This window comes from Marinomonas sp. TI.3.20 (assembly GCF_038155025.1).
GTDB classification, from domain to species: domain Bacteria; phylum Pseudomonadota; class Gammaproteobacteria; order Pseudomonadales; family Marinomonadaceae; genus Marinomonas; species Marinomonas flavescens.
In genome coordinates this window covers 58876-80077 of the sequence record NZ_JBAKAS010000008.1, presented here as the reverse complement: position 1 = coordinate 80077, position 21202 = coordinate 58876, and the positions used below count along the sequence as shown (strand labels likewise).

22 protein-coding genes are annotated in these 21202 nt (G+C 44.4%); 9 read left to right on the top strand and 13 right to left on the bottom strand.

The annotated features are described in order from the left end of the window. Nucleotides 1-49: 49 nt before the first annotated feature. The 7 genes from fis to dsbD form a co-directional block, all read right to left on the bottom strand. The gene (gene fis, locus V6259_RS10020) at nt 50-328 is read right to left on the bottom strand and encodes a DNA-binding transcriptional regulator Fis (protein WP_133011589.1); all 279 of its coding nucleotides are present in this window, start codon (nt 326-328) and stop codon (nt 50-52) included. Nucleotides 329-427: 99 nt separating this feature from the next. Continuing rightward, a complete protein-coding gene (gene dusB / locus V6259_RS10015) occupies nt 428-1417 on the bottom strand; it encodes a tRNA dihydrouridine synthase DusB (protein ID WP_341584417.1) in 990 nt (329 codons plus the stop codon). A gap of 155 nt (nt 1418-1572) precedes the next feature. Next, the gene (locus V6259_RS10010; RefSeq protein ID WP_341584416.1) at nt 1573-2982 is read right to left on the bottom strand and encodes a DUF3426 domain-containing protein; all 1410 of its coding nucleotides are present in this window, start codon (nt 2980-2982) and stop codon (nt 1573-1575) included. A gap of 47 nt (nt 2983-3029) precedes the next feature. Then, nucleotides 3030-3923, bottom strand: a complete 894-nt coding sequence (gene prmA / locus V6259_RS10005; protein ID WP_341584415.1) for a 50S ribosomal protein L11 methyltransferase — start codon at nt 3921-3923, stop codon at nt 3030-3032. A 119-nt stretch (nt 3924-4042) separates the two neighbouring features. Then, entirely contained in the window at nt 4043-5383 is a 1341-nt protein-coding gene (gene accC, locus V6259_RS10000; RefSeq protein ID WP_341584414.1) for an acetyl-CoA carboxylase biotin carboxylase subunit, read from the bottom strand. 21 nt (nt 5384-5404) lie between these two features. Continuing rightward, entirely contained in the window at nt 5405-5857 is a 453-nt protein-coding gene (gene accB, locus V6259_RS09995) for an acetyl-CoA carboxylase biotin carboxyl carrier protein (RefSeq protein ID WP_341584413.1), read from the bottom strand. 266 nt (nt 5858-6123) lie between these two features. Continuing rightward, nucleotides 6124-7941 (bottom strand): protein-disulfide reductase DsbD, encoded by a 1818-nt coding sequence (dsbD, locus tag V6259_RS09990; RefSeq protein ID WP_341584412.1) that lies wholly within the window; start codon nt 7939-7941, stop codon nt 6124-6126. Between the two features lie 106 nt (nt 7942-8047). On the opposite strand from dsbD, the gene V6259_RS09985 reads away from it, so the two are divergent. The 6 genes from V6259_RS09985 to V6259_RS09960 all read left to right on the top strand — a co-directional run bounded on the left by V6259_RS09985 (nt 8048) and on the right by V6259_RS09960 (nt 12419). After that, on the top strand, nt 8048-8920 hold the full coding sequence (locus V6259_RS09985) for a tetratricopeptide repeat protein (RefSeq protein WP_341584411.1): 873 nt from the start codon (nt 8048-8050) through the stop codon (nt 8918-8920). Nucleotides 8921-8932: 12 nt separating this feature from the next. Further along, nucleotides 8933-9994: a DUF2333 family protein gene (locus V6259_RS09980; protein ID WP_133011597.1), complete on the top strand. Its 1062-nt coding sequence runs from the start codon at nt 8933-8935 to the stop codon at nt 9992-9994. A 43-nt stretch (nt 9995-10037) separates the two neighbouring features. Next, on the top strand, nt 10038-10544 hold the full coding sequence (locus V6259_RS09975; protein ID WP_341584410.1) for a GNAT family N-acetyltransferase: 507 nt from the start codon (nt 10038-10040) through the stop codon (nt 10542-10544). Between the two features lie 147 nt (nt 10545-10691). Continuing rightward, entirely contained in the window at nt 10692-11111 is a 420-nt protein-coding gene (locus tag V6259_RS09970; protein WP_341584409.1) for a tetratricopeptide repeat protein, read from the top strand. Nucleotides 11112-11309: 198 nt separating this feature from the next. Next, nucleotides 11310-11849, top strand: coding sequence for a GNAT family N-acetyltransferase (locus tag V6259_RS09965; RefSeq protein WP_341584408.1), 540 nt, complete (start codon nt 11310-11312; stop codon nt 11847-11849). Nucleotides 11850-11876: 27 nt separating this feature from the next. Further along, a complete protein-coding gene (locus V6259_RS09960) occupies nt 11877-12419 on the top strand; it encodes an isochorismatase family protein (RefSeq protein WP_341584407.1) in 543 nt (180 codons plus the stop codon). 32 nt (nt 12420-12451) lie between these two features. Here V6259_RS09960 and V6259_RS09955 read toward each other — a convergent pair whose 3' ends face one another. Next, nucleotides 12452-13288: an EamA family transporter gene (locus V6259_RS09955; RefSeq protein ID WP_341584406.1), complete on the bottom strand. Its 837-nt coding sequence runs from the start codon at nt 13286-13288 to the stop codon at nt 12452-12454. A 118-nt stretch (nt 13289-13406) separates the two neighbouring features. Then, on the bottom strand, nt 13407-14309 hold the full coding sequence (locus V6259_RS09950) for a homocysteine S-methyltransferase family protein (RefSeq protein WP_341584405.1): 903 nt from the start codon (nt 14307-14309) through the stop codon (nt 13407-13409). 256 nt (nt 14310-14565) lie between these two features. On the opposite strand from V6259_RS09950, the gene V6259_RS09945 reads away from it, so the two are divergent. Then, nucleotides 14566-15420: a crotonase/enoyl-CoA hydratase family protein gene (locus V6259_RS09945; protein WP_341584404.1), complete on the top strand. Its 855-nt coding sequence runs from the start codon at nt 14566-14568 to the stop codon at nt 15418-15420. Between the two features lie 48 nt (nt 15421-15468). On the opposite strand, the gene V6259_RS09940 is transcribed toward V6259_RS09945, so the two are convergent. After that, on the bottom strand, nt 15469-16356 hold the full coding sequence (locus V6259_RS09940; RefSeq protein WP_341584403.1) for a pseudouridine synthase: 888 nt from the start codon (nt 16354-16356) through the stop codon (nt 15469-15471). Nucleotides 16357-16507: 151 nt separating this feature from the next. On the opposite strand from V6259_RS09940, the gene V6259_RS09935 reads away from it, so the two are divergent. After that, nucleotides 16508-17089: a 3'-5' exonuclease gene (locus tag V6259_RS09935; protein WP_341584402.1), complete on the top strand. Its 582-nt coding sequence runs from the start codon at nt 16508-16510 to the stop codon at nt 17087-17089. A gap of 43 nt (nt 17090-17132) precedes the next feature. On the opposite strand, the gene V6259_RS09930 is transcribed toward V6259_RS09935, so the two are convergent. Together V6259_RS09930 and V6259_RS09925 are read right to left on the bottom strand one after the other, a co-directional pair. Then, nucleotides 17133-18503: a D-serine ammonia-lyase gene (locus tag V6259_RS09930; RefSeq protein WP_341584401.1), complete on the bottom strand. Its 1371-nt coding sequence runs from the start codon at nt 18501-18503 to the stop codon at nt 17133-17135. A gap of 97 nt (nt 18504-18600) precedes the next feature. After that, the gene (locus tag V6259_RS09925; protein WP_341584400.1) at nt 18601-19947 is read right to left on the bottom strand and encodes an anti-phage deoxyguanosine triphosphatase; all 1347 of its coding nucleotides are present in this window, start codon (nt 19945-19947) and stop codon (nt 18601-18603) included. A gap of 111 nt (nt 19948-20058) precedes the next feature. Here V6259_RS09925 and V6259_RS09920 point away from each other — a divergent pair, with 111 nt between their 5' ends. Beyond that, the gene (locus tag V6259_RS09920) at nt 20059-20349 is read left to right on the top strand and encodes a LysR family transcriptional regulator (RefSeq protein WP_133011610.1); all 291 of its coding nucleotides are present in this window, start codon (nt 20059-20061) and stop codon (nt 20347-20349) included. Between the two features lie 38 nt (nt 20350-20387). Here V6259_RS09920 and V6259_RS09915 read toward each other — a convergent pair whose 3' ends face one another. Next, nucleotides 20388-21122, bottom strand: coding sequence for a phosphoadenylyl-sulfate reductase (locus V6259_RS09915; protein ID WP_133011611.1), 735 nt, complete (start codon nt 21120-21122; stop codon nt 20388-20390). Nucleotides 21123-21202: the final 80 nt, after the last annotated feature.

The window sequence follows — 21202 nt, the reverse complement described above, 5'->3', positions numbered from 1 at the left end:
AAGGGGAAGGTAAAACGAAAAAAGGGCGAAATTGCCCTTTTTTCAATGGTTAAAGCATGCCGTACTGCTTTAACTTTTTGCGCAATGTTCCTCGGTTTAAGCCAAGGATAGTTGACGCCTTTGTTTGATTGTCTTTTGTGTAGCTCATGACAGACTCTAGAAGAGGTGCCTCGACCTCCGCTAAGACTAACTGATACAAGTCAGTCACTGGCTGCCCATCCAAGTGAGCGAAGTAGTTTTGCAGTGCTTTTTCAACGTTATCACGTAGTGTTTGTGACTGCTCTGAAGAAGCCGCTTGAAACGTTTTAGTATGAGTTTGTTCTACCACAGAATGACCTTCTAGTTTAAAGCTAACCATTTAGTAATGAGCATAGATCATAGATTACGAAAGATAATAAATCTGACGAGGCTATAAAGTCTTTGCCTATTAAGTACAAGGTTTGTTTGTCATATGACAAACAAAAAATTCGTTCAGTTGATCGAGCTGTTCTTGCGTATTATCAATACGGTTAAACAAGCTACGAAATTGTGTGTTGTCCGCCAACGTTTGTAGATACCAGCCAACATGTTTGCGTGCAATGCGCACGCCCAGATAGTCACCATAAAACTGGTGAAGAGCATTGACGTGACTGATAACCAACTGATGCACTTCTAAAAGAGAAGGAGGTGCTAACAGTTCATTGGTTTGTAAGTAGTGATTTATTTCTCGAAAAATCCATGGTCGTCCTTGTGCTGCTCGTCCGATCATAACGCCATCAGCATTCGTGTAATCCATCACGAATTTAGCGGTTTTTGCATCCCTGATATCACCGTTAGCAAACACCGGAATAGTAAGATGATGCTTGATCTCGGCAATCGTATCGTACTCAGCTTGCCCCTGAAATTTACACTCTCGTGTTCTTCCATGGACAGCCAATGCTTTGATACCAATGTCTTCTGCCATCTTGGCAATGGTTAAACCATTTTTTTGATCTTGGCTCCATCCTGTTCTGATTTTTAAAGTAACAGGAACAGAGACACTATTTACCACCGATTCTAATATTTCACGAACCAATACTTCGTCTTTTAGCAGCGCTGACCCTGCTGCTTTATTGCATACTTTCTTAGCAGGACAACCCATATTGATATCAATTATTTGAGCGCCTAGTTCAACATTCTGTTGAGCCGCTTCTGCCATCATTTTTGGGTCGCCGCCAGCAATTTGCACGGATCTTGGCGAGACTTCGGCATCGTGAATTAAACGATGACGGCTCTTCGTCGAGTTCCAAAGACGAACATCAGACGTCACCATTTCTGAGACGACTAATCCAGCACCTTGATCATGACAAAGGCGGCGAAAAGGCAAATCTGTTACACCTGCCATAGGGGCTAGAATAACTGGCTTGTCAACGCAATATGAGCCAATAGCAAAAGCCATGCTGTTCCTGAATACTGAATCGAAAGTTTAAGATCGGCGACAATGTCGAGCGGGCGTGCATAATACCTAGTAGATAGACATTTTTGAAGTCTTGACAACACGAAAATTGGCTATTTTTTGTGCTTATTTTATTACGGGCTCAAAAATACCCTAAATTAATAAGAACGAGTCCCCGCTGGGAAAACTCGAAGCTGGTGTGTAACCGCTCGTGCGCCAGGATCTCGAATAGGAATGACTAAGTGAATTGGCGTGTTAGGCGGCATATAAGTAATGTCTAAGAAGTCTTTATCAAGATAATCTCTAGGAGAGAATAACCGGGCGGCGACGGGAGCGCCATTTAGATCAAAGAATTCTAGAGCAATTTTAGGCATGGGTTGTGCGTACTTACTGGTATTAGTCATGATGGCGTTAACTAATAATACATTCGGTTTTGTTGGGTGGCTTTGGATACGTACGTGTTGAATGCTGATGGCGTTAATGTCAACAAATACGGGCAAAGTGCAGCCAGTATAGGTACAAAAGGTTCGATAAAACACTCTAAAATTTTCCGACTGGCTACCTTGTAAAAAGAAATGTCCAGTCACTTGTGTCGCGAGAGCGAATAGGCCAAACAGAACCCCTAGAAACCATAAGAAGGAGCGCGGTTGTTTGTTGGATTTTTGCTCTTTTTCGTATTCACCCAATAAAGGGTCAAGATACTCTTGACCAGTCAGCTGATCTAATGCGACATGTTGGCTGGTTATTCTATTGGAAGCGTCCTGTTGGGAGGTTTCCTGGGCAAGTGAATGCAAGGCCGCCATGTAGTCAGGTTCGGTTTCAGCTTCAGGTTTAGCGTGTAATTCTTCGTGTTTATTTTTCGCAGTGAAAAGTTCGAGAGTTTCTTTTTTGGTTGGCTGTTGCCTTGGTGTTGCATTTAATACGGCTTCGACCTCTGCTAGTTCTAGTTCCCATGGCGCGGGGTCTGTTTGCGCATCGTTTGGTTTCTGGGCTTGGTTTTCTTTTCTTTGGGGCTTAGAAAAAGCCTTTTTATTGTTATGGTTGCTGAATTCATTGTTATGGTTGCTGAATTCATTGTTTTGCTTGGTGCGTGACGACGTGCTGCTCGTGTTAATGAGTAATGCATCAGTTGGGTCGTAGTCGTCCGAATCGAGAGGTTGATGAGTGTGTTTGGGGGTATCAAACAAAGGGTCATCTGGAGTGCCCGGTGCTAAATCACCTTCATCGAACAGTGTTTGTAACCATTCTGGACTAACAGGTTCATCGTCGGCTGAAGTAAAAAGCAGAGTGTTACCTTTTGATATATCGTTCGTCTCTGGCTCTAACTCTGGTTCGGAAAATGGTGTGTGCTTTTTAAGTTCAGGCTCCGCTTTCGATTCAAGAATCTGTTCTTTTACTGCGGTGGGTTGCGCTGGTGGTGTTGTTATTTTGTTAGCCGCTTCTCTGGCATCAAAAATATGGAAGCATTGACCGCAACGTACTTTTCCTTTTGCCATGCTTAATACATCATCGGTTACACGAAATGCAGTGGAACATTTGGGACAGCGAGTGATTAAGCTATCGGTCATTGTGTTACGGCCTTCCTATTTGGACTTCTACTGATTACCTAGTGATTTTAGGCGTTTTTAATACCAACAATGCGAACCCATTCTTCTTTTTCTGTAATAGATTCAATCGTAAACCATTCTTGATATGCGTCTATTACTTCTTGTGCTTGGTTTGCAAGGATGCCTGATAGTGCTAATTGACCGCCGGTTTTCACTAATGCCGTAATAGTTGGGGCTAAATGTGCTAAAGGTCCCGCTAGGATGTTAGCGACAACGATATCAGCCTGTAAATCTGATTCGTAAGGTGGAAGTTTTACCTCGATGCGCGCAGGGTCGATGTTGTTGCGTTCAGCGTTGGCTTGTGTCGCTTGCACAGCTTGTGGGTCAATGTCGATACCAACCATGTTATCTGCGCCTAGCAATAGTCCAGCAATGCCTAAAATACCTGAGCCACAACCGTAATCAATGATGGTTTTGTTATGACAGTCAAGGCTGTCTAACCACTGTAAGCAGAGTGCGGTGGTTGGGTGTGTGCCAGTACCGAAAGCTAGGCCTGGATCGAGCATAAGGGTGATAGCGTTTTCGTCTGGGACTTCACGCCAGCTTGGGCATACCCATAGGCGTTCACCAAATTGAATTGGATGGTAGCTGTCCATCCATTCTCTTTCCCAATCTTTGTCTTCGACTATTTCGATTTTTATGTCGATCGTAGTTTCTTCACCTAAGGTGCTGGCTTTGTGCTCAATAACAGGGCGAATGTGTTCTACATCGGCATCTGCTTCGAATAATCCTGTTACTTTCGTGTGTTTCCATAGCGGCGTTGTATTTAGTTCTGGTTCATAGACAGGGTCATCATGAACATCTTCAAAGGTGACGACCATAGCGCCGCAATCTAGTAGGGTGTCTTCAAAGGCAGGAACATGATCAGGTGTGGTGTGTAAACAAATTTGAAGCCAAGGCATAAACAAACATCCGAAAAATAAACAAGCAAGGGATAGAATAACGAAGCTGGGGAAGGTTCGCGAGCAGAAAGTGAAGATCCCTAGCGAACTTTACGAACGCTAGGGATAAGCATCAGCTCTTATAAGCCGAGCTTTTTCTCCAAGTAATGGATATTAACGCCACCAGCAATAAAGTTCGCATCGTTTGTGAGATCTTTTTGCAGGTCAATGTTGCTCTTGATGCCATCGATGAAGGTTTCATCCAATGCACCAGAAAGGCGTTTTAGTGCCATAGTACGGTCTGGTGCATGACAGATGATTTTTGCAATCATAGAGTCGTACGTTGGTGGTACTGAGTAGCCGCTGTAAAGGTGAGAATCAACGCGTACACCGTTACCGCCTGGCGCATGGAAGTAGTTCACTTTACCAGGGCTTGGCATGAAGGTTTTTGGATCTTCAGCGTTGATTCGTGCTTCTACCGCATGGCCGTTTAGCTTGATGTCTTCTTGTTTAAGAGTCAAAGGCATGCCGCTGGCAATACGAAGCTGTTCTTTTACAATATCAACACCGGTTACCATTTCAGTAACTGGATGCTCTACCTGAACACGAGTATTCATTTCGATGAAGTAAAAGCCACCATCTTCGTACAAAAACTCAAAAGTACCTGCGCCGCGGTAATTTATCTTGATACAAGCATCAACACAGGCTTTTAGACAAGCTTGGCGAGATGTTTCATCAAGCATTGGTGCTGGCGCTTCTTCCAATACTTTTTGGTGACGACGTTGCAAAGAGCAATCGCGATCATACAAATGAACTGCGTTACCCTGGCCATCAGCAAGTACTTGAACTTCTACGTGACGTGGGTTTTGTAGGAATTTTTCCATGTAAACCGTGCTGTCGCCGAAGTAAGATCCCGCTTCTGCTTGTGTGACACTGATCGATTTAAGTAGGCTGCCTTCGTTGTGAACAACGCGCATACCACGACCACCACCGCCAGCAGCAGCTTTAATGATCACAGGAAAGCCAATTTCACGAGCGATGCGAACACATTCTTCTGGGTCTTCTGGCACTGGGCCGTTAGAGCCTGGAACGGTAGGAACGCCAGCTTCTTTCATAGCTTTAATCGCAGAAACCTTGTCACCCATAAGGCGAATCGTTTCAGCTTTAGGGCCAATGAAGGCGAAGCCGGAGCGTTCAACTTGTTCAGCAAAATCTGCGTTTTCAGCTAGAAAGCCGTAGCCTGGGTGAATCCCAGAAGTATCTGTCAATTCTGCGGCACTGATGATCGCAGGAATGTTCAGATAGCTTTGCGCTGAAGGATTTGGTCCGATACAGATGGATTCGTCTGCTAGGCGAACATGAAGTAGGTCGCGGTCAATTTTAGAGTGAACCGCAACGGTTTTGATACCGAGTTCTTTACACGCACGTAAAATACGTAGCGCGATTTCGCCTCGGTTTGCAATCAATACCTTATCGAGCATGATGAAACCTATTGCTGTGGATTAAACGATGGAAACGAGAGGTTGATCAAATTCAACTGGCTCGCCGTCTTCTACAAGGATGGCACCGATAGTACCAGACTTGTCAGCTTCGATTTGGTTCATCATTTTCATGGCTTCAACGATACAGATAGTATCACCAGCGTTGACTTTTTGACCGACTTCAATGAAGGCTTTAGCACCTGGCGCTGAAGATTTGTAGTAAGTTCCAACCATTGGGGAATTTACTGTGTGGCCTGCGATTTCAGGTGCGGCTGCTGGTGCGGCAGAAGAAGACACTGGTGCAGGAGCTGGCGTAGCTTGAGGTGCTGGCGCTGCCATCATTTGTGGCGCCATCGCAACGGGAGCACCGCCACGACTAATGCGAACAGCTTCTTCGCCTTCTTTGATTTCAATCTCATAGACGTTAGATTCTTCTAGAAGCTCGATTAGTTTTTTAATTTTACGAATATCCATTGTTACTCTCTTCTTTCGGTCTAAATTGTTTAGCACTTTTATGAAGGCTAATCATTATTAATTCGGCACGCTCTGGCAAATGAAGTCCTTTAATGAAGACGTTGTAAAACCAAGATTTTAACAATCTACTTACATTAGCGGCCAAAAGTGAAGGGGCAGAGTCATGTAGTAAGAAATTATCGTTAAAAAGCGTGATATTGTCCAGTTATGACGCAAAAAAACCATTAAAATGCTGCCCAGTATTTTATTTGAACACTAGTAAACCATTATTTATTTTCTGACTGATTGTTTTTTGTTATATACGTTAAGCGATTTAAAACATCTGTTTTAGATGGTTCTCCAATCAAGGTTAAGTCTTTACGTTCGTTGCCATTTTCATCTAAGAAGATGATAGAAGGGGGGCCGAACACAGAAAAGTGCGCCATGAACGCTTTGTTCTCTGATGTATTTTTTGTCACATCGACTCTGACCAGTTGAACCTGTTTTAAATATGGATGGATATCTGTTGCTTTAAAAACTTCTTCTTCCAAGACTTTGCAGCTTATGCACCAATCGGCATAAAAATCTAACATGATGGGTCGATGGTCTTGGCTGGCTAATAACGGTGGAATTTCGTTTAAACTGGTAATGGTTTTTTTGAATGGAGAAGCGCTAACATCTTCAATTCTGTCTTGAGTGGATGAAAGAGGCTCTAGAGGGTTGGAAGCACCAGAAGCCCCTCCATACATTTCAAAAGCACCAATCACACCAAAGAACAGTGCAAAAAACCAGCGCACTGGATGAGAGTATGATTTACTCACTCTGTGTAGGAAGTAGCCACTTATGCCGAGTGCTAAGGCCGCCCATAAAATAAGGTGGGTGGCGTCTGGTAACCAGCGAGTTGCGAGCCAGATAGAGACAGCCAGTAGGGCAAATCCCATAATGACTTTAGTGTCGTGAAGCCAAGGACCCGTTTTAGGCAATATTTTAGGGCCAAACAACCCAACTAATAAGAGCGGAATCCCCATACCTAACGCCATAACAAAAAGCATTAGTGCGCCATACCAAATATCACCTTGGCTGGATATATAAAGTAATACGCCAGCGACGGGAGCTGACACGCAAGGCGAAACAATCAATGTTGCCAGTACGCCTGCGATAAAGGTATTGATCGTCGTGCGTAGACTTGAAGCAGAGTCTGGATTGCTACTTTGCTGTAGACGATTTTGCCATGATGACGGTAAGCGCAGTTCGTATACTCCAAACATCGCAAGGGCCAAGGCAATAAAAAGAATCGCACTGATGGAAAGCAGTACAGGGCTTTGCAACTGTGCTTGCAAATTAAGCTGGGTTCCGAAAATACCGGCAATAGCACCGATGGCGCCATAAGTCAGCGCCATCGCAAGTACATACACAACGCTGTAATAAAAAGAGCCTAATTTCGAGCGTCGCGTGCCGACAACAATGGCGCTAACAATAGGAATCATTGGTAGCACACAGGGTGTTAGCGAAAGCAATAAGCCAAAGCCAAATAAAGCGGCAATGGCCGCCCATAGATTGCTTGAGGCAAGAATTTGGTTGATTGAAGAGGCTTCAGATAACGCAACAGGAGCTTGTATCGATTGTGATGCATTCGTTTTAACACTGGTCTTATCTGTCTGCGGGACGGTGAATTCAATCGGGGTGGACTGCGGCGCGTAACATAAGCCTTTTTCAGCGCATCCTTGGTAGTGTAGGGTGGCATTGATTTTAGTACCAACAGGCAAAGTAATGTCATAATAAATAGAAAGTGACAAATTGTGTTTGTAGATAACCACGTCGCCGAAATATTTATCGGTTTTGTCTTCGCCTTTAGGCAGCGCTGCAAAGTGCAGTTTATCGGCTTGAGGGCCAGACAGTGATAAACGGTTCTGGTAAAGATAATAACCTTTACTGATGTACCAATTCGCTTTTATTTTCCCATCTTTTGGTGGGTCTAACGTGAGCTGGAAGGCTTGCTCAACGGGTAGAAAAGTAGGTCCTAGTTGATTTGTGGTAGGAGCAAAAGTAAATGCAAAAGCGGTGCTGTTAACTAAGAGCAAACAAAATACAATAAATAGGCGCATAAGAATCTTTTATAAATAAGTTAGATTGCGTGAATCTATTCCATCACACGAATAGCGGATATAGACTATCAACCCTTTAGAAAGTTGCCAGTCATAAGAGGCTAAATTGAGCATTAAAACGATATCCTTACTGTTTACTGTCATTTTCCTCGCTGGATGCCAAGAAAATGTGAAAAAATCGGACCCTACTCATGTCGGTCTAACCAAACCAGAAGTGGTAAAAGTGGCTAAGGCGAAACAAACACCAGTTAACGCTAAAAAAGTGGTTCAAGTTACTCAAAAAAAGGTGCGTACCTCTTTTGAAATAATGACGGACAAATTGGTTCAGCTGGGGAAACAAGCTCTCGCGGCAAATCAATTACTTACGCCAGTCGATGATAATGCTAATTTGTATTTTCAAGCCGTATTGGGTCGAGACCCGGGTAATTATCAAGCGACACTGGGTATTGCTTCCATTGTTGATACTTATACTCAATGGGCGCTAAACGCGGCGAGACAAACAAATTATAAAGCCGCTGAGCGTTATCTAGACTCTGCTCGCTCAGTAAACCCTGAAGACGCGACCATTAATGATATGGCGGCGCGTATTAGAGGATTAAAGGAACAACGAATACAAGCGCAACGACAGCGAGCAGCAAGACTAAACGCCTCGCCGTCAGAGACTGAACAGCAAACGATTCAGGGTGGATCAACAAACACTCAAGTGAATGCTTCTAAAACAGCAGAATCTCAAATTAAAGCAGGGCAATATTTTTTGCCACATGATTTATTCAGTTTGAGTGACGATGAAATAGTTAAGACACTTCAGCCTATTATCGATAAAGTAGCAAAAGACCAAAGTGAAGTTGCTATTTATTGGCCGAATGACAAACAAGCCCGATTGATTTATCAAATTATCAACAGTCGAGTCAGTGATTATCGTGTACGCGCAATGATTTATCATCGCTCAGACTATATGGTCGAATTACAACAGAATTAAGGTGAAATAACGATGGCGAGTTTATTAAGTAAATTACAGTTTTGGAAAGGCGACTCCCATTTGCCTGGATTATGGAAATGGATAGTTGGTCTTATTTGTGTGCTGGTTATTCTGTTATCTATATTGGGAATGTATTGGAGCACGGAGCCTGGCCAATTTAATGTGGTTGCGTCAGCAAAAGCGACTGCAGAAGCACGTGGTGATCTTGGCCCTGATAAACAGTTGGTTGTAGGTTATACGACAGCCAATACATTGCATGAAATGGTCGATACATTGCTTAATAAACCAGGTGGGTTTATTTCGAATGATGTGATGCCTCCAGGTGTTTTTATGGACAACATGCCCTCTTGGGAATTTGGAGTATTGGTTCAAGTAAGGGACTTAGCTCGCGCAATGCGTAAAGAGTTTAGTCGGTCGCAATCTCAGTCAACCGAAGATGTGAACCTAAAAGTCGCTGAGCCTCAATTTAACTTTGATAATAATAGCTGGGCATTGCCTTCTAGTGAAAGCGAATACGAGCGCGGTAATAAAGAGATCTTAGAGTACATGGATCGTTTGGCGGGCAATTCACGACAAGCACCGGCGAAGTTTTACGCTCGCTCAGATAACCTAGTGGATTGGTTATCAGATGTGAGTACTCGTTTAGGTAGCTTATCTCAGCGTTTATCAGCCAGCGTAGTTAAAGTTCGTGAGAATACAGATTTAGCGGGCAATAAAAGCGCTCAAGATGCGAGCAATAACAATAACGAGGAAGCGTACAAATACGTTAAAACGCCGTGGAGCCAAATTGATAATGTATTTTATGAAGCCCGCGGCACTAGTTGGGCGTTGATCCATATTCTTAAATCAGTGGAAGTGGATTTTGCTCCTACACTAAAAGATAAAAATGCTCTCGTTAGCTTGCGTCAAATTATTCGAGAATTAGAGGCGACCCAAGAAAGTATCTGGTCTCCAATGATTCTCAATGGCAGTGGTTTTGGTATCTTGGCAAACCATTCGTTGGTGATGGCATCTTACCTATCTCGCGCTAACGCCGCGCTGATTGATTTACGTAGCTTGCTAGAGCAAGGCTAAACAACGATTCGCACATCGTAAGAACCTAAGAGACAATAGCGGTATGAATGCAGAGAAGATACACTTGATTCGTGCCGCTGTTTTAGAAGACGCTCCGGCTATTTTATCTATCTTTCAGCAAGGTGATCCGTTCGCGGTTGCCACTAATCGACAAGACAGTATTGGTCTTATCGATATCATGGAATGGCTTGAAAATACCTCTGATAAATACCCGATGTTGGTTATAGTTGTACAAGATGAGGTTGTCGCTTGGTGCTCTCTTGAGCCTTTCTATGGGTTACCCGCTTTTGATCGAGCTTCAGAAATTAGTCTTTATGTTGCTCCTGAATACCAGCACAAAGGTCTAGGCAAACAACTGATCCAGCATTTAGAGCATCATCAGACAAGTATCGGCTTTACTCATTTAATTGCCTATATCTATGCCAGTAATGACGCCAGTCAACGATTCTTTACGAGGCAAGGCTTCGAGCAATGGGGCTTATTGCCTAACATTGCTCAAAACGATGCGATTACTGAAGATGTACACCTACTCGGCAGAGAATTCCATTAGATCAATAAATGTTACTGTCTTTTTAAGAGCGCGAGAGTGTTTTTGACCAGATAGAATCGCGTTTTAACATATCAACACTGTCATAAACTGCCCGTTAAAATTACCATAGGCAGCTATTATCTTTGAATGCTTAATATAGAGTGAAATATGAACACGAAAATTTATAAAGAAGTTTTTTCGTTGGCCAATGACTTAATGTCTTTTGCGAATAAAAAAGATCAAGTTGGTTTTGATGCGTGTTATGCACAATTGAAAAAGATCTGCGATGACAATGATAATACCGACAAAGATCACCCGGTACAGTGGGAAGCGCTTGCAGACTTTAACGATGATATAGAACAAGCTATCGCTCTTTATAATAAAGCCTTATTGAAAGCTGAGGCGATAAACTCAAAAGACTATTTATCTTCTATCGGCTATTCAAAAGCATTACTTCAAGTAGAATTTGGTGATTCAGAAGGGGCTATTGAGTCCTTAGAAAAAGCTAAAATCCATAGTAATAAAATCATTGATAAAGAGTTAAAAGCCGAAATTCATGATCTATTAAAAGAACTACAAGAAGCGTAACCACATCCTTAAACGCGTTACCCAGACAATATGGGTAACGTTGTTCTTACCGCTACCACTTTCCTATTATTACTCTCCTTATTGTTTTCTAGTTTTTCATTGGTGTCGCTTTAACATTATTAGTAGTGTGTATAGGCGTAGTAAAACGCAGAAAGACGAACTAATTTATGGCAACACTTGCATGATATAAGGGGAATTATGTTTACATTGGATGTTGAAAAAAACTTAAAACTGGCTCTAGTTCACAACTCATTTGCTTCTTTATACCTCGATATTGTGGCGAGAGAGCGTGACTATTTGGGTGAATGGTTAGCTTGGCCTCCATATGCTCATGATGACGGTTTTTTTCTGAACTTTATTAGTCGTTCTTTGCACGACTACGCTGATGGAAAATCACTGGTTTGTGCGATATTTTATAATGAAACGCTAGTGGGTAATATTAGCTTTAATAGCATCGATCACGATCTGAAGAAGGTGGATATCGGTTACTGGATAAGTACGGACTATCAAGGTAAAGGCATTGTCTCTAAATGCGTTACGAAACTAATAACCATGGCCTTTACTGACTTCGATATGGAGAAAGTTCAAATATCGGCCGCTGTTGATAATCAGCCCAGTCGTCGAGTGTGTGAGCGCTTAGGTTTCAAACTAGAAGGTATTATTACGCGAGCTGAAAAGATAAACGAGCATGTGCTTGATCATGCTATTTATGGATTAAGTCGAGCGGAATGGCATTAGGCTTAGCCAACTATCTGGAGGTGGCTTATGTTAGAAAAAGACACAACGGGTCTTATCGTGGTGGATATTCAAGGTAAGCTTGCTCGCCTAGTCCACGACAGCGAATTCTTTATTTCTCATTGTGAACAGCTGATCAAGGCTGCCCAAACACTTGCTCTCCCTATTATTTACCTTGAACAAAATCCAGATAAGTTAGGCTCAACGATAGAAGAAATTCATTCGTTATTAGCCCCATTGACGTCAATCGAAAAGTTTACCTTTAATGCTTGTGAAGAGGCTAAGTTTGTCGAAGCAGTGCAAGCAGAATCACAGATAACAACTTGGTTGGTGTGTGGCATCGAAGCACATATATGCGTCTATCAAACCGCCAGCGGATTGTTGGATCGTGGCTACGATGTGCACTTGGTCAACGACTGTGTTTCTTCTCGAACGCAGACCAATAAGCAACTTGGGATAACCGCACTGATGAATAAAGGCGTGACAATCACAGGCTTAGAAATGTGTCTGTACGAGCTTGTAAAAGACTGCAGAGCACCAGAGTTTCGTCCTATTCTCAGCTTAATTCGTTAGAGCTTAACGGCGTAATTACTAAAAGCAGTGACTTATGCTTTTTTAGTAAAGCTTGCTCCAATGCACGCTAGGCTGATAGCGGCAATGCCAAACCACTGCAATGTGCTTAGTTGCTCATCAAGAATGATGGCGCCAGCAATGGCGCTGACAGCAGGAGAGGCGCTCATTAGAATCCCAAAAATGCTTCTTGGAAGCCGTTTTAGTGCATACATATCGAGTAAGAAAGGCACGGCGCTGGATAGCAAGGCGATGATTAAGCCAAGCATGAGGATATGAGGGGTAAAGAGTGAAGGTCCCGCTTGAACAGTGCCAATAGGCACCATGAAGAGTGCGGCGATGAACATACCTGTCGCCACCCCTTTACTGCCAAGTTGTGAGACTGTGCTTGCCGTTTTGATGTATAAACCCCAGCAAATAGCGGCTAATACAGCGTAAATAACACCGGTTAGACTTAACGCGGTATCAGCTTGATTAAAGGGCAGCAACAGCACACCAATTAATGCGCAGAGTACCCAGATAATGTCCGTTCTACGCTTAGTTGAAAGTAATGAAATGCCGAGTGGTCCCAGCACTTCAATGGAAATGGCGATACCGACGGGGATGTGCAGAAAGGCTCGGTAAATTAACAGGTTCATGAGCCCAATCATGGCACCGTAGATTAAAATACTCGGCCAGTAAGTCGCTTGAAATTTTGCAGTCCATGGACGAAATACAATCGCTAGAAGTAGCGCGCTGATGCCGATGCGCAGAGCCGCAACACCATCGGTACCAACAAGAGGAAAAATTGTCTTAGCAAAGGCGGCCCCAATTTGTAAGGACAGTAACGATACAAAGGCGGCAATCATAGGGAATTGAGTTGAAGGTATCATTGATACTGCTAATCCATAGAATTATTGAGAACGTATTGTGTCGCCGATAATAACGTCATTGCTGATACTCTGCTATCTGGTTATAAACCTAAATAGCGGAGCTAATATCACCATGGTGCTACGCTTTTTCGAAGCCGTCTCTCCACTGTACCAGCAGGCCTATATGCTCGGGTCCAATGCCACAGCACCCGCCGATAATATTGGCGCCAGCGGTATGCCATTTTTTGGCGAATTCTAGATATTGTTCAGGGGATAAATCACGGCAGCCTTGCACGCTTAAATTGGCTTTGTGATCCGTTGAAATAGGCGTAAAGCTATTAGCAAAAACACCAATGTCGATTTGTTTATGGTGCTTCTCTAATACGTTATTAGTATCGCGTATCGCTTGCTCAATGACTTCTGGGATAGAGCAGTTAAAGAATACCCCATCAATGTTTTCTTGAATGATAGCGCCAATGGCTTTTGTGACACTTTCACCAGAGCGTAGGGTCGCGGGTTGTTCAATATTATCGTTCAGTGTAAATGCGTAGTAGCAAGGTTTCGTTGACTCTTTAAGCACATTTATCATGACTTGCGCTTCTTCAATGCTTGAGATGGTTTCAGCCAGCCATAGATCGACATGTTCGTTTTGTGCATTAAACAATGTTTTTAAAATATCAAAAGCGCGGTCTTCTTCGAACAAGTCAGGACGATAAGAACCAAATGGAGGAGGCAGTGAACCGGCGACCAATATTGTTTGTTGGGTATTGTTTACCGCGTTTTGAGCAAGGATCGCGGCTTGCTTAGCTAGCGCCGCACCACGCTCTTGGTAAAGCGCTTCGCCAAGATGAAAGGGTACGCAGGCATAGCTATTTGTTGTGATGATTTCAGCGCCTGCATCAATAAAACCTTGATGCGCTTGAGTCACATATTGTGGTGCTTCTATTAGTGCTTGTGCACTCCATAAGGGCTGTGAGAACGGTGCACCAAGACGCTTAAGTTCGCGCCCCATACCGCCATCGAGAATAGTGAGTTTTTTCATTAATTGATTTCTTTATGCCTAAATTAAGAGGTGGCTATTCAAGCATATTTTGTCGTCAATGATAATGAAACTTCATCAGGATAGGGGGGAGGAATGTTCAACTCTCGCTAGACCTCTAAGGTTAACAGGGAGAGAGGTTTGAAGAAAAAATGAAGCGACTTGATTCTAAGTGCAAAAGCTTGCTAATTTGATGCATTCTGATCATTTAATAGGCTGTGGCCTACCGTATAAAAACGATAATTAAAAGGTGAATGTCATGGCTATTTTAGAACGAAAATTCACGTGTTTCGAGATTAATATTAAAGATCACATCGCGCATATACAATTGTCGCGTCCGACCGAAATGAACTCAATGAATAAGGCATTTTGGAAAGAACTGCCGCTGTTAGTTAAGGGATTGGATTCAGAGTCATTGGCGCGGGTTATTGTGATCTCTTCGACCGGGAAGCACTTTAGTGCTGGGATGGATCTTAGCGTGTTTATGAGTGGCGATGCCGTGCCCATGACAGGCGACCCTGGACGAATGGCGGAGAATTTACGTCGTGTGGTGATGCAGCTACAAGCCAGCTTGTCTTCTCTTGAAGGGTCGCGTATTCCTGTTTTAGTGGCGATTCAGGGCGGCTGCATTGGTGGCGCGTTGGATTTGGTGTGCGCCGCCGATTGTCGTTACGCCACAGAAGACGCTTTTTTCACCATTAAAGAAACCGAATTAGGTATGACTGCAGACGTCGGTACTTTACAACGCTTTCCGAAATTAGTACCCGCGGGAATAGTACGAGAATTGGCTTACACTGGGCGTAAATTTAGTGCCCAAGAGGCCAAAGACATGGGCTTGCTTAATGCCGTTTTTCCTGACCATGAAAGTCTCATATCAGGTGTGTTAGACGTAGCAAAATCCATTGCCAAGAATTCTCCATTGGCGGTAACTGGCTGCAAAGAGATGATTAACTACAGTCGCGATCACAGTGTGGAAGACAGCTTGAAATACATGGCGACTTGGCAAGCAGGGATGTTTAGGCCGAATGATATGATGAAAAGCTTTGCCGCCAAACAGCAAAAAAGTCAGGCCAAGTTTGACGATATTTGGCCGAAGAAGCCTTTGTTTGAGTAATCGCCAAGGCACCTTATTTTGGGTGTTTATACTGGTATTTCAATCTTCCTAGAGCGCTAGTTGATCTTGGCAAAGAAAGTGCCTAGCCTGCTGAGTGATGGGGTCAATAAATTGAATTTCTTTGGCGAGTAACTGCAATGGCGCAGCGTAGTTGTCGGCACTAAGCGGCTCTAAAACGGGGTAGTATTTGTCATGCAGAATCGGCCAGCCCAGTGTCTGCATATGAAGACGCAGCTGGTGGGTTCGACCGGTAACAGGGGTGAGTTCAAATAAGGCTTGTTGGGGACTTTGTTGTACGCAACGAATGACTGAGAGGCTGTTGGCGTTACCCTCAACCACCTGCATGCGAAAGCGTGGCTCGCTGGGCACGATACGATTCTTTACCTCCCATTCTTGTCCTACTAGATTGTCACTGTTGCTCACGTTTGCAATGGCTTGATAGGTTTTGTGTACTTGTCGTGTTTTAAACAACTCATGATATGGATGTCGAGTGTTTGGGTTAATCGAAAAAATCACTAAGCCCGCGGTGACTCTATCCAACCGATGCAGAGCTTGTAAACTATCTAAACCTGTGCGGCGTCGTAGGCGGGTCTGCAAGCACTCATTAACAAACTGGCCGCCTGGCGTCACGGCTAAAAAGTGGGGTTTGTAAGCCACTAAAAGGTGCTCATCCTGAAACACAATAGTGTCTTGAAAAGGGATTTGAGGTTCGTTGTCAACTTCTCGGTAATAATACACTCTTTGCTGTGTCTCGAATGGCGTGTGCGCATGAATCAAGGTGCCGTCATGCCAATGTACCTTGCCTGCAGCCATCCGCTGTCGCCAAATTTGCGCGTCAACATAGGGGAATTTAATGATCAGGTAATCCAGCACAGTGACGACGCCGGGATTGCTCTGAGGTAAACTCAGTTTTGAAGGGTATTCAGAGATTGCCATACGTGGCCAGACCTTAAACAGCAGCACAGATAAGCGGATGACTATAGCATGGGCGCAGGTCGATGACGGTTTTATCCGCCTATTGCGGCGGTTTTATGGTTGAATAGGGATCTAAGAAAGCAACCTAAGAAAACAAGCCAAGAGAGCCATTATGGAGCGTCCTACTAAGGAGCAAATCAAAGCATTGCCGTTTTATATGGGGCTTGATTTACCGGATATTAAAATCATTGAAAGCGAAGAAGACGCCAAACTAGCCGTGAGCGCTTTAGAAAACGAGCCTTGTCTTGGCTTTGACACAGAAACCAAGCCAACTTTTCGTAAGGGTGAAGAGAGTCCGGCACCTGCGTTAATCCAATTGGCAACCGAATCTACAGGCTATCTTTTTCCGACTCGCTTTTCGTTTGCTGTAGAGGCGGCACGGGTATTGTTAACGAATGAGCGTATTCAAAAAGTCGGCTTTGGCATTAAAGATGACAATAAAGCGCTGCGTAATAAGCTCGATATAGAGATTGCCAATACTCAAGACTTGTCCGTTGTGTTGAAAAAAAAAGTGGGGGAGAAAAACACCATAGGTGCCCGTGCAGCCGTGGCTATGGTGTTGAATCTTTGTCTTAGGAAAGGCGCGCAGATTTCAAATTGGGGCGCTTATCCATTGAAGAAAAGTCAGGTGTTGTACGCGGCCAATGACGCGCATTCTGCTATTTGCGTGGCAAAGGCTTTGCGTAAGAAATAATTGGCCGGTATTAAGGCCCTAACCCTAGTCCGAAGTGCCAAGACTAGGTTGTTTCTTTCGTCTTCTCTGTTTCTTTGCTCTTCTCATGCTGGGCTCTTGCTAAATACGCCGCCATTTCTTCTGTTGGTACCATGCCACCGCCAGTGGCCCAGACGAGGTGTGTCGCGTGATGCATTTTGTCGTCATCCAGTGCTAAACGATGGCGGTATTCGGGGTTGTTGGAGACGAGAATAGGGCCGATTAAACCGGCTAACGCCGACGGCTCTAGTTGAATATTTTCCAGCTCGTTCATATCACCCAAATGACGATACATGCGTTCATCTGAGAGCGTGTAGTAGCCATCCAATAAGCGCTCCATTGCGCGCCCGACAAATCCAGAAGCTCGCCCTACGGCCAAACCATCTGCGGCTGTGATGTTATCGATGCCAAGGTCTTGAACTGAAATGGCATCGTGCAGTCCAGTGTGCACGCCAAGTAACATACAAGGGGAGTGCGTTGGCTCAGCAAAAATGCAATGGACATGGTCACCAAAGGCCATTTTAAGCCCAAATGCCACCCCACCAGGGCCTCCGCCAACGCCACAAGGCAAATACACAAACAGAGGATGATTCACATCAACAAGGATGTTTTGTTGCTCAAATTGCGCTTTCAGACGTTCTCCGGCGACCGCATAGCCAAGAAACAAGGTGTGTGAGTTCTCGTCATCGATGAAGAAGCAGTTTGGGTCGTTTTCTGCCTCTTTGCGGCCCTGTTCTACGGCCACGCCATAATCCTGATCGTATTCGACAACGGTCACACCGTGAGCACGCAAGGTGTCTTTTTTCCATTGGCGCGCGTCTGCCGACATATGAACCGCGACCGAAAAGCCCAATTTTGCGCTCATAATACCGATCGACATGCCTAGATTGCCTGTCGATCCTACGGCAATGCTATGTTGTTTGAAGAAACGTTGAAACTCATCAGAAGTCAGTTTGCTGTAATCGTCATCAATACTCAGCAAGCCTGCATGTATAGCAAGCTTCTCAGCATGGGTTAATACTTCATAAATGCCGCCACGGGCTTTGATTGAGCCAGAAATAGGCAGATGACTGTCTTTTTTTAACAGTAACGATCCCGTGATTTGAGTATTGTATTTCTTTTCGAGTTCGGCCTTTATAGTTGAAATGTCGACCAGTTCAGATTCAATGATGCCACCGCAGGCGGCGGTTTCTGGAAATACTTGTGCCAAATAAGGGGCGAATCGAGTCAGTCTGTCGCTGGCGTCTTGGATGTCTTGAGCGCTTAGGCCCACATAAGGCAAGGCGTCTTTGAGGCGAGTGATGTTGGGGTTAAACCAGCTGGTTTCTTCTAAGGCGATCAGTTGTTTGAGTAGCGGGAATTGCTGTAGTAATGACGCTGTGTCTAAGGTATTCATAGCAAAGGCCTAGCTGGAAAAAATAGAGAAATAACGCCCCTTTTATAAGCCATAAGAAGGGGCGTCTATTGGTAATATGCGATGCTATCTGGTGATATCACATGGGTTCGAAGACCGAACCTAAGCTAGGTACAAATAGCTTGTTGTACATGCGACTGGCGTAGTCGTCCGTCATGGACGCCATGTAATCACAAAGAATACGCAAACCATCGTGGCCGTCATCGACGCTCTTTTGCCATTCAGTGGCGATTTCTCTCGGCAGCAGTCGGCTTGGGTCGGCGGCCAGCGCTTCAAACATTTCCAAGAGCATTTGTTGGCCTTTATAGACCAGCATTTGCACTTCTGGGCGCTGAATAATGTGTTGCATTTCAAAGTTTTTCAGCAAAGAGAGCGCTTGTCGTTGACCTTCTGGAAGCGTCACTTGAAAACGCAGTAAAGGGTGTTCAAAGGCGCTATTTTCAACCACCTGACAAGAGGTAATAAACCAACTAACAAGGCTACCAATGGCTTCTTTTCGCAAATGACTTTGACGACTAAACAGCTGTGTTTTGATGTCGCCAAGGTGCTTATCTAAAAACGGCGTAGCGAGGCTGGCGAGCTTAGGTTCTAGGTGCTCTGACCACATTTCTTTGGTGACCATGCCTAACACAATGGCGTCTTCTAGATCGTGTACGCCATAGGCGATGTCGTCGGCCAGATCCATGATGCTGGTATCGAAGCTAGAGTGGCTTGATTTCGCATGGCGGTCAGGCGTCTGGCGAGTGGTGTGTTGCAAGGCGAGTTTATCCGCGTCGCTAAAGGGCGCCATAATCCAAGTCAGCAGATCTTGTTCTTCCTGATAGACGCATTTTGGTGGAGCCCAGTGGCTGGCTTTAAATTGTCTAAAACGATCCGGCTTTTGCGGGTAACTTCCCACCACAGTGTTGTGCAACACTGGGTATTTGAGAATGCCTAACAGGGTTCGGCGGGTCACATCCATGCCGAAAGTAGGGGAGTAAGAGCCACGCTTGCCCAAGATGCGCAACGACTGAGCATTGCCTTCGAAGCCACCATTGTTGTTCATCATGTAGTTCAGCGCCACTTCGCCGCCGTGGCCAAAAGGTGGGTGGCCAATGTCGTGACTTAGGCAAACGGTTTCGATCAGCGCGGGCTCGGCGAGCCACTTTTGAAAAGGCGCCTCCGCTGAGGCGCTGTGTTTTAACTGATGTACCAGACCATTACCGATTTGCGCCACTTCTAGTGAATGGGTCAGACGCGTGCGGCTGTAATCGTTTTGGCGAATGGCCAGTATTTGAGTTTTAGACTGCAAGCGACGAAACGCCGCGCTATGAATAATACGCGCCCGATCCCGTTGGTAAGGAGTGCGGTAGTCATTTTCACGAGGTTGTTTATAGCCGGATTGCCTCTCGTGCCAAGGCAACATCTCATCTTGCTCTATTATCATGCTCATACTCTACGTATGTAAGGAATTATCAGTCTTTCATTAAAACACGACTTAGGTCAATGTGCCCGTGAAAAGGCTTCGTCATAATGCATCCAATTATAAGGAATCGTTATGTTAAATACTCATCATCTAGTTACGTTTAAAACATTGGTGAAAACGGGCAATTTCACGCAAACCGCTCAGCAGTTAGGACTGACTCAGCCAGCGGTGAGCCAGCACATTAAAAAGTTAGAGCAAGGCTTAGGCGCGACCTTGGTTATTCGTCATGGTCGAACGACTGAGCTGACCCATGCGGGTGAGGTGCTGTTTAAGCACATTCTAAATTTGGAAGTGTGTTACGAGCGTTTTATGGAAAAGTGGCAGCAAGAAGTGGTTCAGGAGAGAGATCAACAGGCGGTTTAGTCCAGCCTGTTGATTTTATCAGCTGCGGGTTTTACCGTTTATTGTTGCGCAGTAGGAATCAGGTTGCCAATATGCAGACCGCATTCTTTGTTCTCAGATTCTTCCCACCACCAGCGACCTTCACGCTCATGCTGATTAGGCAATACAGCACGAGTACAAGGCTCACAGCCAATACTAGTAAAGCCTTTGGCATGCAATTCATTGTATGGCACATCAAACATCTTAATGTAGTTCCAGACATCTTCAGAAGACCAGTTAGCCAGTGGGTTAAACTTGAAAAGTGGTTTCTCTTCTGAGCTAAATGCCGAGTCGAGTTCAGCAAACGCCAACACATTTCGAGTGCCTGGGCTTTGGTCTTTACGCTGACCGGTAATCCATGCATCTAGAGTGGCTAATTTGCGTTTTAGCGGTTGAACTTTACGAATGCCACAGCACTCTTTATGGCCGTCTTCAAAAAAGCTAAATAAGCCTTTTTCACGGGTGAAGTTTTCTAGCACTTCACTGTTCGGCGAGAGAATATCGATTTCAATTTGGTAGTGCTTGCGAACTTGTTCAATGAAACGGTACGTTTCGGCGTGCAAACGACCAGTGTCCAAAGAAAATACTTTTACATTTTTATTGGCTTTTACCGCCATATCGATCAATACAACATCTTCTGCACCACTGAATGAAATGGCGATGTTGTCGAATTCTTTCATGGCGTTATGAATAATTTTTTGTGCTTCGTCTTCAACGTTGTTAGCAACGAAAGACGTTAAGTCGAAAGTAGACATAGTCTGTTTTACCACTATCTAAATGTATGTTGGCTGTACCATAACAATTTGTGCGAACGATGCAAAAGACGAAAGCACAC

Excerpts from the sequence above, each read along its gene's own strand:
- dusB (WP_341584417.1), bottom strand. The coding sequence starts at position 1,417 with ATGGCTTTTGCTATTGGCTCATATTGCGTTGACAAGCCAGTTATTCTA.
- V6259_RS10010 (WP_341584416.1), bottom strand. The coding sequence starts at position 2,982 with ATGACCGATAGCTTAATCACTCGCTGTCCCAAATGTTCCACTGCATTT.
- prmA (WP_341584415.1), bottom strand. The coding sequence starts at position 3,923 with ATGCCTTGGCTTCAAATTTGTTTACACACCACACCTGATCATGTTCCT.
- accC (WP_341584414.1), bottom strand. The coding sequence starts at position 5,383 with ATGCTCGATAAGGTATTGATTGCAAACCGAGGCGAAATCGCGCTACGT.
- accB (WP_341584413.1), bottom strand. The coding sequence starts at position 5,857 with ATGGATATTCGTAAAATTAAAAAACTAATCGAGCTTCTAGAAGAATCT.
- dsbD (WP_341584412.1), bottom strand. The coding sequence starts at position 7,941 with ATGCGCCTATTTATTGTATTTTGTTTGCTCTTAGTTAACAGCACCGCT.
- V6259_RS09980 (WP_133011597.1), top strand. The coding sequence starts at position 8,933 with ATGGCGAGTTTATTAAGTAAATTACAGTTTTGGAAAGGCGACTCCCAT.
- V6259_RS09975 (WP_341584410.1), top strand. The coding sequence starts at position 10,038 with ATGAATGCAGAGAAGATACACTTGATTCGTGCCGCTGTTTTAGAAGAC.
- V6259_RS09970 (WP_341584409.1), top strand. The coding sequence starts at position 10,692 with ATGAACACGAAAATTTATAAAGAAGTTTTTTCGTTGGCCAATGACTTA.
- V6259_RS09965 (WP_341584408.1), top strand. The coding sequence starts at position 11,310 with ATGTTTACATTGGATGTTGAAAAAAACTTAAAACTGGCTCTAGTTCAC.
- V6259_RS09960 (WP_341584407.1), top strand. The coding sequence starts at position 11,877 with ATGTTAGAAAAAGACACAACGGGTCTTATCGTGGTGGATATTCAAGGT.
- V6259_RS09955 (WP_341584406.1), bottom strand. The coding sequence starts at position 13,288 with ATGATACCTTCAACTCAATTCCCTATGATTGCCGCCTTTGTATCGTTA.
- V6259_RS09950 (WP_341584405.1), bottom strand. The coding sequence starts at position 14,309 with ATGAAAAAACTCACTATTCTCGATGGCGGTATGGGGCGCGAACTTAAG.
- V6259_RS09945 (WP_341584404.1), top strand. The coding sequence starts at position 14,566 with ATGGCTATTTTAGAACGAAAATTCACGTGTTTCGAGATTAATATTAAA.
- V6259_RS09940 (WP_341584403.1), bottom strand. The coding sequence starts at position 16,356 with ATGGCAATCTCTGAATACCCTTCAAAACTGAGTTTACCTCAGAGCAAT.
- V6259_RS09935 (WP_341584402.1), top strand. The coding sequence starts at position 16,508 with ATGGAGCGTCCTACTAAGGAGCAAATCAAAGCATTGCCGTTTTATATG.
- V6259_RS09930 (WP_341584401.1), bottom strand. The coding sequence starts at position 18,503 with ATGAATACCTTAGACACAGCGTCATTACTACAGCAATTCCCGCTACTC.
- V6259_RS09925 (WP_341584400.1), bottom strand. The coding sequence starts at position 19,947 with ATGATAATAGAGCAAGATGAGATGTTGCCTTGGCACGAGAGGCAATCC.
- V6259_RS09920 (WP_133011610.1), top strand. The coding sequence starts at position 20,059 with ATGTTAAATACTCATCATCTAGTTACGTTTAAAACATTGGTGAAAACG.
- V6259_RS09915 (WP_133011611.1), bottom strand. The coding sequence starts at position 21,122 with ATGTCTACTTTCGACTTAACGTCTTTCGTTGCTAACAACGTTGAAGAC.